This is a genomic window from Aeromonas sp. 600886, from assembly GCF_049174935.1.
GTDB lineage: Bacteria > Pseudomonadota > Gammaproteobacteria > Enterobacterales > Aeromonadaceae > Aeromonas > Aeromonas veronii_A.
On record NZ_JAAKUB010000036.1, the window covers coordinates 1 to 12,474 of the forward strand.

The window sequence follows — 12,474 nt, forward strand, 5'->3', positions numbered from 1 at the left end:
CGATGCGGTACATAGAGGGTTCTGAGTAGAAAAATGCTAGTTGAAAATGTGTAAACCTATTTCAGGACTAGACAGACAAAACCATCTCAGCGCACACATGTAGCACACACGTGTATATTTTTCTTTTCTAATCAATCTATTAGAGTGCATCATCCCAGCATTTAATCTCGTTTTATCCAGATACAGGCCATTATCGTTGCCTTACTGGTCATACCATATAAAATCCTGCCTCCATTCATATGACCTATTGAACCTTCGGGTAACAGCAAGGATTTTGCCATGCATCCCATCATCAAACCGTCCGCCATCGCCCTGCTGGTGATCGCGGGTCAAACCCATGCCGCCGGGTTCCAGCTGGCTGAACAATCCGCCACGGGCCTAGGACGCGCTTTTGCCGGTGAAGCCGCCATTGCGGATAACGCCAGTGTACTCTCCCGCAATGCCGCAGCCATGACCCGCTTCGATCAGATGGCGCTCTCTGGCGGAGCTATCTATGTCAGCCCTGACGTCAATATCGAAGGCCACACACGTTTGCCGACGCAAGCCGGCATCGTCACCTCCGATGCGAGTGCACACGATATCGCGGCCTCGGCCTGGGTGCCCAACGCCTATCTCATCATCCCGCTGAATGAGCAGTGGCGCCTCGGCTTCTCGGCCACCTCTTACTATGGTCTTGGCATCAAGATGCCGGATAACTACAGTGCCGGCCACTTTGGCAATGTTTCCGATATCAAGACCATGGATTTGGGAACCTCTCTTGCCTATCGCATCAATGAGATGTGGTCAATTGGCGCAGGGATCTCTGCTATTCAGGGCGAGGGCGAAGTCGGTGGCACCTTCCCCTCTCGCAATCTGATAGCAAAACATCTGCAAGGGGATGGCTGGGCATGGGGCTGGAATGTCGGCACCTTGCTGGAGTTGTCGGAGCAAACCCGGATTGGGCTCTCATACCGCCACGATGTCAATTTGACACTCTCGGGTGATGCCATTCTTGGCCTGCCCAACGGCAAGGAGCTAAAAGACACAGGTTCTCTGGATCTTCCGCTACCCGCAACGGCAGAGCTTGCTGCATTTCACCAGCTGACCGAAAAACTGGCGATCCATGGCAGCCTGAACTGGACCAACTGGAGCAAATTTGTCCAGCTGGAAGCCGACCTGGATACACTGCCCAACATGCATATCAAGGATGAACACTGGGAAGATAGCTGGCGCTATGCGATCGGGATGACCTATCAACTGACTCCCCAGTGGCAGCTGCGCTCGGGAGTTGCTTACGATGCGAGCCCAGTACCAGCGGATCGCCGTACTATCTCCATTCCTGATGCCGACCGGATCTGGTATAGCCTGGGGATGGGTTATCAGTTCACCCCCAACCTGACCATGGATCTGGGGTTAACCCTGATCGATGGCAAGAAGGTTGATGTTACTGAAAAAATGGAGTTGCAACCGGGCAACCCGCAGAGCACCTCCACCTTCCAGGGCACCTCCGAGGGAGATGCCTGGCTGGCTGGCGCCCAAATGAGTTATCTCTTCTAAGTTCCCTCCCTGCAGAAAAACACTATGCCAATTATTGCCTTACCGAACAGGGTCAAAACTGGCATAGTGTTCTGCAACACCATAAAATCAACCCAGTACCCATACTGGAGCAAGGCATGTATTCCTACGTAGCCAGACAGCCGATCCTCGACAGAGACCTCAATACCCATGCCTATGAGCTGCTCTTTCGCGATAGCCTGAATAATGTCTTCCCGAGCATCTCCTCACAACAAGCCACCTCCCGGTTGGTGGTCGAGCAGTTTCTGCAACAGAATATCGATCAGCTGTTGGGTGGCCGCCCCTGCTTTATCAATTTTCCCCACTCACTGTTACTGGAAGGACTGGCCGAGTGCCTGCCACCCGAAAAGGTGGTGATCGAAATTCTGGAGGATGCCCCTCCAGATGATGCCCTGCTGGAAAAGGTGAAGCAGTTGCACAAACTGGGCTATCAGCTGGCACTCGATGACTTCACCATGTCGCCGGATTGGGAGCGCTTCCTCCCGTTTATCCACATCATCAAGTTTGATCTGCGTGACACGCCCCTGTTGCAGATCAGGGTGTTCATCAAGCGCCATCAGGCGCTGGGACTCACCTATCTGGCAGAAAAAGTTGAGGACAAGGCTGAGTTCGAACGAGCCAAAAAGCTGGGGATCCAGCTGTTTCAGGGCTTTTTCTTCAGCCGCCCCGAGATGGTCAAACAAGCCACTATGGAGCCCGCCCAGGTCGTGGTCATGCAGTTGCTCAATGTGGTCAACGAGACAGAACCCGATATCAACAAGATCGAGCAACTGCTCAGCCAGGATATCTCTCTGTCACTCAAGTTGCTGCGCTATGTCAATCATCTCAAAGGCCATGCCAACCCCATCTCCTCGTTTCGCCAGGCTGCGATATACTTGGGCAATACCCAGCTAAAGCGTTTTGTTTCACTGGTGGCTGCGACCAGTGCAGGCAAGGGGAAAAGTGCCGAGCTCTACCAGATGTCGATGATCCGTGCCCGTTTCTGCGAGTTGCTGGCGCATACCCATGCGCCGACCCTACAGGCTCAGCAAGCGTTTATCACCGGTCTCTTTTCGCTACTGGATGTGCTTATGGAGCAGCCGATGGACAAGCTGCTGGGGACTATCCCCCTGATCGAGGATATCCGGCTGGCGCTGCTCGAGCGCAAAGGCACTCTCGGTTTCTATCTCGCATTTTGTGAAGACTACGAGAATGCCAACTGGCCCAAAGTCACGGCCCGAACAGCCCGCCTGGGGTTGAATGAAGATAAGGTAAGCCACCTTTATCTCGCGGCAACGACCTGGGTGAACGAGCAACTGCAAGCGATGGATACCGGCGATTAAGGGATCTCTACCGCAATAGCGGTCGCCTCTCCGCCACCGATACAAAGAGACGCAATGCCTCGTCTCTCTCTCCGCAACCTCAATGCCGAGATCAGCGTCACCAGAATACGTGCTCCACTCGCGCCAAGCGGGTGACCCAATGCGCAGGCGCCACCATGAACATTCACCTTGTGATGGGGGATCCCGCACCCGCTCATGGCCAGCATGGTGACCATGGCAAAGGCTTCGTTGACTTCGAACAGGTCAACCTCATCCACTGACCAGTCGAGACGAGCCAGCAGTCTGGATATTGCGCCAACGGGAGCGGTAGTGAACTCGGCCGGCAATGCCGCATGGCTCTGATAACCGACGATCCGCGCCAATACAGGTACCTGCCAAGCTTGCGCAGTGGCACCATCCATCAATATCAGCGCCGCCGCGCCATCCGAGATGGAGCTCGAATTGGCCGCCGTAATGGTGCCATCTTTACCAAATGCAGGCTTCAGGGTCGGGATCTTCTCCGGCCTCCCTTTGCCCGGTTGTTCGTCTTCGGCCAGCAACAAGCGATCACCGCGATAGACACTTGCCAGCTCGGATGCAAACGCGCCGGCTTGCTGCGCAGCGCGGGCACGCTGCAACGACGCAAGGGCAAACTCATCCATGGCAATGCGGGTCAAACTGGCATGATCGGCGCTGCGCTGGGCGTGTATTCCCATCAACTGGCCATCATAGGCATCCTGCAATCCGTCGAGGAAAAGGTGATCAAACAGCTGTTGATGGCCCATCCGAAAACCATTTCGGGCATTATCCAGCAGATAGGGGGCCCTGCTCATGCTCTCCATCCCCCCAGCCACCACAACCTTGTTATCGCCCAGACGAAGGGAATCTGCCGCCAGCATCACCGCCTTCATGCCGGAGCCACACACCTTGTTGACCGTGGTAGCAGGCACACTCTCTGGCAATCCCGCTTTTAACATCGCCTGCCTTGCCGGCGCTTGTCCCACACCTGCCGAGAGCACATTGCCCATAAACACTTCATCGATCTGCTCGGGAACAAGCCCGCCCTGTGCCAACGCAGCGGCAATGGCACAGGCCCCCAGCTCCGGGGCCGCCACCTCTGCCAGTGCCCCTTGAAACGCCCCCATTGGCGTACGTTTTGCCGCCACAATTGCAATATCCATTTGCCCGCCTCTTTTAGTTACATGGTCATAACATAGGTTTTCTATGCCATGGGAACAAGAGTTGCAGTGCAGTTTACGTTTAGGTAAGGTGCCAGCAGGATTTAGCTCGCCAAGAAGTTTATATGAACAAAAACAAGGATGAAGCCCGGAGCTACAGCATCAGTGAACTGGCTCGGGAATTTGATATTACGACGCGTAGCATCCGTTTCTATGAGGATCAAGGGTTACTCAATCCCGCCAGAGAAGGGCAGACCCGCATCTACAGCAAGCAGGATCGGGTTCGTCTCAAGTTGACCCTGCGTGGTAAGCGGCTCGGTTTCAGTCTGGCCGAGATCCGGGAGTTGTTTGATCTTTATGATGCCGACAAGAGCAGCCGCACCCAGCTGCAAACCATGCTCGGGCTGGTTACCGAAAAGCGGGAGACGCTGCAGCAGCAGATGGAAGATATCAGGATGGTGCTGCTGGAGCTGGATGCCGCGGAGCGGCGCTGTCAACAGGCATTGCAGCAACTGGGTCGTTAAAGAAGGGGGCCGTGAGATCCCCTTCTCATGCTTCAGATAACAAAAAGCCACTCCTGAGAGTGGCTTTTCTGCTACCTGACGGTTCGTGATTAAACGCGAACGAAGTCCAGGTGAACCAGCTTGTAACGTACCGGGTGACGCTGGATAGCTTTCACTTTCACGTTAACTTCTTCGCCGTTGATAACCAGAGTCAGTACGGACTCATAGAATTCCGGCTTTTCTTGGGCCAGGATGAATTTCTTGTGGTCAACAGTGATGGACTGGGCTTCTTTGCCTGCACCGTAAACGATGGCAGGAACTTGGTCAGCTTGACGCAGGCGGCGGCTCGCACCTTTCCCCAGGTCAGAACGGACTTCAGCTTGGAATACGAAAGACATAGTATGTATCTCTTTTAAAGGAATGTATGGTGCAAACTGCGACCGGTCAGCACCTCGCAAAACGAGCGCGAATACTACCATGGGCCAATAGCGGATACAAGGCTCATCCCGCGCTTTAACGCCCCTGCTCAAGACGAGCAAATTGCTGTTGCCGCTGGGCCGGACTCAACGCATCAAACTGCGCAAGCGTCTCGGCGCGAGGACAGTAGAGCCCCTCCCCGGTTTTGACCCGGATACTGTTACCGAGGCCCGCCCTGTTTTCTGCGGCCAAGGCCAGCAGATAGCTGTAAGTATCTGCCCCCACCCTGCTGGATAGCTGATTGGCGATGCGCCACAGCGTCTCACCCGCCGCGACCCGATGGCACACTGAGCGCCCCTCGCCAACCGCCGGCGCAGAGAGTGTCAGTGTGGTGCTATCAGATGACACGCTGGCCGCCAGCAGACCATCACTGCGACTCCCCCTCTCGCCAACTGCGGCACCAAGCAACGCCAGCAATGGCTCTGCTTCGTAGCGGGGGGCGACCGCCAACTGAACCGGCATGGCACGAGGAACGTTGAACTCGGCGATAAAGGGCACTATGGGTTGCGATGGCTCAAAAGGTGAAACACTGCCATGCTGCACGGTTGCAGCGACCTGGCCGGGGGCGACCCCGTAAGCCATCTCGTCGATGCGCCGCAGTCTTGCCAGATAGGTTTTGGAGAGCTGCGCCTCCCCCTCGAACAGATCGAAAGGGGGGACCAGCCGAGCGGGAAAGAGGATCTGCCAGCGACCATGCTTCTGCTTTTGGGCCAGCGGCGGAAACTGATTGCCACGCCAGGCCACAAACATCGCTGGTGGCGTGCGCGCCAGCGGGTAATATTCCGGGTTCAACTGCACCCAGGTTTGTTCCGCGATGGGTTGATAACCGCTGATCACCACCTGCGCCACACTCAACCAGATCCCCAGCATCCTTGCCTCCCTGACTTGCGGTTTGAAGGGGCGACCTGACCGGCAACCCCTTCTCATCACCCGCTATCATGCTGTTAAAACAGTTAGATAGCAGCTTAGCACTGAGCAATGGCGTTAAGCACACGTTTATCTGAGACCGGGTAAGGGGTCCCCAGATTCTGGGCAAAGAACGACACCCGCAGCTCCTCAATCATCCAGCGGATATTGACCACCTCGGCCGGGATCAGCTGGGATTTGGGGATCTTGGCGAGCAGCGCCTTGTACTCCGACTCCACGCTGTGCACTTTGAGCATATAGACCCGATCCCGGTTGGGATCGATGGCGAGCTTCTCCAGGCGACGCTCGATGGCGCGCAGATAGCGCAGCAAATCAGGCAACCGCTGCCAGCCGGTCTCGGTGACAAAGCCCTTGTGGATGAGGTTGCCGAGCTGCTGCTGGATATCGGACATGGCAAAGGCGGTATCGAGCTGCATCTTGCCCTTGAGCCGCTTTTTGATCTCGTGGGAGAGGGTCAGCACGGCTTCCACCTGCTTGGCCACCTCCACCACCGCATCGTTGAGCTCGGCACGGACAAACTCCTTGAGCGCCTCGAAACCGGCCTCGTCCCAGGCCAGCCCGCCATGTTGCTCGATCAGCTTGTCGCAGCCACAGGCGATACAGTCATCAATCAGCTCCGCCACCTTGCCAAACGGGTTGAAATAGAGCCCCAGCTTGGCCTTGTTGGGCAGCTTCTCCTGCAGATACTTGATAGGAGATGGCACGTTGAGCAGCACCAGCCGGCGCTGACCGGCCCACATCAGCTGCTGCTGCACCACAGGGCTCTCCACCAGCTGGATGGCGACCGAATCTTTCTCGTCTACCAAGGCCGGATAGGCTTTCACCTCGAAGCCGCCGCGCTTCTGGCTGTACTCCTGAGGCAACTCGCCAAAGCTCCACAGGGTGAGGCCGGACTGCTCGATGTCATCATCCGCCACTTGTGACAGGGTCTCCTGCACCTTGCCACGCAGGGACTCTTTCAATGCCTCCAGATCTTTGCCTTCCGCCACCTTCTTGTGCTTGTCATCCACCACGCGGAAGGTGAGTTTCAGGTGATCGGGCACCGCAGCCCAGTCCCAGGATTCACGGGGCACGGTCACGCCGGTCATGCGGCGCAGCTGGCGCTCCATTTCGTCCAAGAGCGGCCCCTGCTCGGGGTTGATGCTGGCAAGCAGCGCATCGGCATAGTTTGGCGCCGGCACGAAGTTCTTGCGCATCGGCTTGGGCATCGACTTGATGAGGGCCACCAACAGCTCATGGCGCAGCCCGGGGATCAGCCACTCAAACCCCTTCACCTCCACCTGATTCAGGAGCGGAAGCGGAATATGCAGGGTCACACCATCGGCGGCCTCCCCCGGCTCGAACTGATAGGTCAGCTTGAGCTTGAGGCGCCCCTGCTGCCAGAAGTTGGGGTAGTCGAGATCGCTGATGTGGGCGGCGTCCCCCTTCATCAGCATCTCTTTTTCGAAGTTGAGCTGCTCGGGATCCCGCTTTTGCGCCTCTTTCCACCACTTGTCGAAGTGGTGGCTTGATATCACATCCTCCGGCAAACGGGCATCGTAGAAGCGGAACAAGTCCTCGTCATCCACCAGGATGTCGCGCCGACGAGATTTGTGCTCCAGCGCCTCCACCTCGGCCAAGAGCTTGCGGTTATCGCTGAAGAAACGGTGACGGGTCTCGAAATCCCCCTCCACCAGCGCGCGGCGGATAAACAGCTCACGACACAGCGCCGGATCGATACGGCTGAAGTTGATGGTGCGCTCGTTGACCAGGGTCAGACCATAGAGGGTCACCTTCTCCTTGGCCATTACGGCGCCGTTTTTCTTCGACCAGTGAGGGTCGCTGTGGTGCAGCTTGATGAGGTGGCCTGCCAGCGGCTCCACCCACTCGGGCTCAATTTTGGCGTTGATACGGGCGTAGAGGCGCGAGGTTTCCACCAATTCTGCGGCCATCACCCACTTGGGCGGCTTCTTGAACAGACCCGAGGCCGGGAACAGGTGGAAGCGGCCGTTGCGGGCGCCGAGAAACTCCGGTTTTTCCAGATCCTTGTTGCCGATATGGCTCAAGAGGCCGGTCAGCAGCGCGCAGTGCACCGTCTTGAAATCTGCAGGTTCATGGTTGGCTTTAAAACCCAGCTCCTTGACCGTCTGACGCAGCTGGAAGTGAATGTCCTGCCATTCACGCACCCGCAGGTAGGAGAGAAACTCCTTCTGGCACATGCGGCGGAACGGGTTGCTGCCCAGGGCATCCTGCTGCTCTTTCAGGTAGTTCCACAGATTGACGAAGGCAAGGAAGTCGGAATCCTTGTCCTCAAAGCGTCTGTGCTGCTCGTCGGCGGCCTGCTTCTTCTCCATGGGCCGCTCGCGGGGATCCTGAATGCTGAGGGCCGCGGTGATCACCATCACCTCGCTCAGGCAGCCGGTCTGCGCCGCGCTGATCACCATCTTCGCCAAACGCGGATCAAGGGGGATGCGCGAGAGCTGGCGACCGGTCTCGGTCAGCTGCAACTTCGCTTCGCGCTCGCCGGTGGCGGGCAGCTCGCGCACCGCCTCCAGCTCTTTCAAGAGAGTCAGGCCATCCTTGATATGGCGCGACTCGGGTGGCTCGACGAAGGGGAAAGCCTCCATATTGCCAAGGCCGAGCGCCAGCATCTGCAGGATGACGGAGGCCAGGTTGGTACGCAGGATCTCGGGGTCGGTAAAGGCGGGACGGCTATTGAAATCCTCCTCCGAGTAGAGGCGGATACAGATGCCGTCCGCCACCCGACCGCAACGCCCTTTACGCTGGTTGGCGCTGGCCTGAGAGACCGGCTCGATGGGCAGTCGCTGCACCTTGGTACGCCAGGAGTAACGGCTGATGCGGGCGGTGCCCGGATCGATGACGTAGCGAATGCCCGGCACCGTCAGCGAGGTCTCCGCCACGTTGGTGGCGAGCACGATGCGCCGTCCGGCATGTTGCTGGAACACCTTGTTCTGCTCGGCGTTGGAGAGGCGAGCGTAGAGCGGCAGCACCTCGGTATCGCGCAGGTTGAGTTTGCGCAGGGCATCGGCGGTATCGCGGATCTCCCGCTCGCCATTCATGAAGATAAGGATGTCCCCCAGCCCCTCACGGGCCAGCTCTTCCACCGCATCGAAGATCCCCTGCAGCTCGTCGCGCTCCTCCAGCCCTTCGCTCTTGTCACTGCTTTTTTTATCAACAAATAGTGGACGGTAGCGCACCTCCACCGGATAAGTGCGGCCGGAGACCTCGATCACCGGCGCCTTGTTGAAATGGCGGGAGAAACGTTGCGGGTCGATGGTGGCCGAGGTGATGATCACCTTGAGATCCGGGCGCTTGGGCAGCAGTTGCTTGAGATAGCCCAGAATGAAGTCGATATTGAGGCTGCGCTCGTGGGCCTCATCGATGATGATGGTGTCGTACTGGGTGAGCATCCGGTCGTTCTGGATCTCCGCCAGCAAAATACCGTCAGTCATCAGCTTAATGTGGGTCTGCTCGCTCACCTGATCGGTAAAGCGCACCTTGTAACCCACGTAGTGACCGAGTTCGGACTCCATCTCCTCGGCAATACGGGCCGCCACAGTGCGGGCCGCCAGACGGCGCGGCTGGGTGTGGCCGATGAAGCCCTTGACCCCACGCCCGAGCGCCAGACAGATCTTGGGGATCTGGGTGGTTTTACCCGAGCCGGTTTCCCCGGCGATGATCACCACTTGATGCTCTTCAATGGCTTTGGCGATCTCCGCCTGCTTCTGACTGACCGGCAAGTTGTCCGGATAGGTGACCTTGGGTACGCCCGCCAAACGGGACTGGTAACGCGCCTGCGCCGCATCCAGATCGGCGGCAATGGTCTCGAGTACCGCAGCCTGTTTGCCCTCGGGCAACTTCTTGGCACCGTGCAGACGGCTGGAGAGACGGCGGGCGTCGAGGTTCATGCAGGCAGAGAGACGGCGGCGCAGCGCCTCGATAGAGAGAGACAAGGTACGAATTCCTTAAAAGAGTGCCCGACAAGGGGGCCATATCGATAGCTGGGGGAGATCCTAAAGAGCACAGACAGCAGGTGCAAGCCTTAACATGAGACACTGGAGAGGCAAATTAGCCTCCATACCAGGCTACGGATGGGTGAACGCACCATCTCCCAAAACAATGAAGCAGGCCATTGGCCTGCTTCTGTTGCATGTTGCATCCGGTCAGCCCTTAGCCGTGATTGTGTACAAAACAGGTGGTCAACTGGGCATGGATAGCCTGCATCACATTATGGCGATTGATTACCCCGAGCAGCCTGCCCTCCTCCACCACCGGATAGATCTTGGGTTTCTGTCCCATCATCATCTCCGCCAGGGTGAGGATGCTGGTATCTGGCTCAACAGTCAGTACCTCCTTGCGCATCACATCCTTGACCTGAGCGACCTGCTCACAGTGATAAGCTTCCTTGAGCATCACTGCAATGCAATCCTGCTCGGAGATCCAGCCGATCAAGTGTCCCTGCCCATCCACCACTGGCCCTCCCAACTGGTGACTGTTCAAAAATTTCTCGACCGCAGCCTGCACCATCATGTCTGCAGTGAAGGTTATAGGTCTGCTCTGCATATAATCCCTGGCTTTTAGCGATTCCATATCAATTCCCCTATCCATAGTCCAATCAGGCTGGCGTCTTGCGCGTCAGTACCGGCACCACGCACGGCTTGCTCCAAGCATAGCTGGCTCACTGCCGGATGGGTCAGCCTCTCCTCCCCCATCAACCGATTGCATATCTGTTTTCATTGGCCGGCATGGCCGCAGCCATCATCTGTGGCAGATAATCCGCCAACGTCGCCACCACGACAGGATCTACCCGACCCTGAGCCGCCAGTTGATGCATAAAAGCCAGAGCATCACGAGCAGGCAGCCCACGTCGATAAGGTCTGTCCTGCACCATGGCCTGGAAAATATCGGCCACCCGCAGGATGCGCGCTTCGAGCGCCATGGCGGATGCCGGCAGATGGAACGGATAGCCCTCCCCGTCAGGCTCCTCATGGTGATAGGCCGCCCAGCAGGCTATCCCCTCAAACCCTTCGATATGACGCAGGATCTGGTAGGTTTCGAAACTGTGGGTATTGATGATTGCCCGCTCCTCCGGCGTCAAGCCGGCAGGTTTGTCCAATATTTCATCAGGAACCCTCAACTTGCCGAGATCATGCAACAACCCTGCAATTTCGAGCATGTCACAATGGACACTACTAACCCCCAGCCGCTCGGCCAGGGCACGCGAAAGACGGCTCACTCCGAGGGAGTGCGTCATAGTGAATGGACTTTTGGCATCAACGATACCCGAGAAGATCCTGGCCAACGCTTTTAGCTCACCATTATCGGTGATGCAGGACTCCCGCAGCCTCAGCATCTCGTGCATGTAATCATTGATGGCTCGCGCCTCCAGTTGCAACCAGAACGCCTCCGAGCGAGAGGCTTGGAGAAAACCATCCAACAGATCGGTGGCAAAGAATTCGTCACGGCAATCCTGCAGGCGAGCACGGATCTCGTGTGTATGCATTAACAATGAGCCATCGCCATAGAATGGGGCAGTCAGCGCATCGCAACGATCCACCAGAAAGATAAGGTTGGCCTGACGAGCAACCTGGGGGTCCACATCGGCCATCTCGCGCAAGAGATGCCAGTGGGTATGATGATAACGGATAGGCAGTGCCAACGGGGCCAGCAAGCGGAAATCCTTGAGCAGCTGATATCCTACCTCGCAGTGACGCTGGGAGGACTCCCAATCGAACTCACTAACCAGATGGTGATGGGTGATGGTCGAGGAGACACCAATATCGTGCAGCACGCCGAGCTCAAACAACAAACAACATTCAGCTGTATCCAGCCCCAATACCCGACCACACTCGGCCGCCATGATCCCGACCCGTTTACCATGGGCCACATCGCCAATTCCTACCAGATCCAGTGACGCAGACAAGGCATAAACGACCTGTCTGAGATCCACCTGAAGCGAGCACGAACCGGCTTCCTGCGCTCTGTTCATGATCCCTGTCCCATGCTGTTTTGTGATGATGCAAGGGTGTCGTTTTACTCCTTGCTACTGATAAATCTAGTCATTAATCCCATGGTTTACCTCATCACGGTTTTGCAAAAAGCAGTGCAAAGAGGCTTATAGAGCCCTTGTATCCCTACTACCGCTCAACCGGGCCTCTTTCACGCGAACAAGACCTGCTGCTCGATGGCATTGCCGGGATACACCCAACCGGCGTAGAAGGATAAAAGCGATCATCGCACAGCATGTGCGAGCAGTCGCGACACCATAAGGTTCCGCACACTGGTGTTAAACAAAGCTCGTTATTGCAGCTAAATGCAGTCGCGCGGTGCTTCGGATGGCTGAAGAGGTTTCAGATATGAAAAGCAGGCGAGAGGTTATGCTGTCTTCATCAATCTGGTTTTCTGTCTTGGTGACCAGCGAGAACAAATAGAGATCGTGCATGTTGATATCACATCTTTGAGCTGTACAACCAGGCATTAATTTTCTGCAGTTATCCATAGATAAAAACAATAATATTCCACGTTCCACAAACC

9 protein-coding genes and 1 pseudogene are annotated in these 12,474 nt (G+C 56.8%); 4 read left to right on the forward strand and 6 right to left on the reverse strand.

Features of this window, described 5'->3' with window-relative positions:
* The first annotated feature begins 279 nt into the window (after nt 1–279).
* A complete protein-coding gene (locus G5179_RS19795; protein ID WP_421258969.1) occupies nt 280–1,536 on the forward strand; it encodes an OmpP1/FadL family transporter in 1,257 nt (418 codons plus the stop codon).
* A gap of 116 nt (nt 1,537–1,652) precedes the next feature.
* Nucleotides 1,653–2,876, forward strand: a complete 1,224-nt coding sequence (locus tag G5179_RS19800) for an EAL and HDOD domain-containing protein (protein WP_216953530.1) — start codon at nt 1,653–1,655, stop codon at nt 2,874–2,876.
* Here the strand turns inward: G5179_RS19800 and G5179_RS19805 are convergent.
* Nucleotides 2,873–4,036, reverse strand: a complete 1,164-nt coding sequence (locus G5179_RS19805; protein WP_421258970.1) for an acetyl-CoA C-acyltransferase — start codon at nt 4,034–4,036, stop codon at nt 2,873–2,875. The two genes, G5179_RS19800 and G5179_RS19805, sit on opposite strands and share 4 nt — an antisense overlap.
* A 122-nt stretch (nt 4,037–4,158) precedes the next feature.
* Between G5179_RS19805 and G5179_RS19810 the strand changes: the two genes are divergently transcribed.
* Complete coding sequence (locus G5179_RS19810; RefSeq protein ID WP_216953528.1) at nt 4,159–4,557, forward strand: MerR family transcriptional regulator; 399 nt, start codon at nt 4,159–4,161, stop codon at nt 4,555–4,557.
* Nucleotides 4,558–4,646: 89 nt separating this feature from the next.
* On the opposite strand, the gene rplY is transcribed toward G5179_RS19810, so the two are convergent.
* The 5 genes from rplY to G5179_RS19835 form a co-directional block, all read right to left on the reverse strand.
* Nucleotides 4,647–4,934: a 50S ribosomal protein L25 gene (gene rplY / locus G5179_RS19815; RefSeq protein WP_005345280.1), complete on the reverse strand. Its 288-nt coding sequence runs from the start codon at nt 4,932–4,934 to the stop codon at nt 4,647–4,649.
* 115 nt (nt 4,935–5,049) lie between these two features.
* A complete protein-coding gene (locus tag G5179_RS19820) occupies nt 5,050–5,883 on the reverse strand; it encodes a hypothetical protein (RefSeq protein ID WP_421258971.1) in 834 nt (277 codons plus the stop codon).
* Between the two features lie 95 nt (nt 5,884–5,978).
* On the reverse strand, nt 5,979–9,893 hold the full coding sequence (gene hrpA, locus G5179_RS19825; protein ID WP_421258972.1) for an ATP-dependent RNA helicase HrpA: 3,915 nt from the start codon (nt 9,891–9,893) through the stop codon (nt 5,979–5,981).
* A 217-nt stretch (nt 9,894–10,110) separates the two neighbouring features.
* Entirely contained in the window at nt 10,111–10,530 is a 420-nt protein-coding gene (locus tag G5179_RS19830) for a CBS domain-containing protein (RefSeq protein WP_227342797.1), read from the reverse strand.
* A gap of 121 nt (nt 10,531–10,651) precedes the next feature.
* A complete protein-coding gene (locus tag G5179_RS19835) occupies nt 10,652–11,929 on the reverse strand; it encodes an HD domain-containing phosphohydrolase (RefSeq protein WP_421258973.1) in 1,278 nt (425 codons plus the stop codon).
* 220 nt (nt 11,930–12,149) lie between these two features.
* Between G5179_RS19835 and G5179_RS19840 the strand changes: the two are divergent.
* A pseudogene (locus tag G5179_RS19840) lies at nt 12,150–12,421 on the forward strand (hypothetical protein); the annotation flags it as partial.
* Nucleotides 12,422–12,474 lie beyond the last annotated feature (53 nt).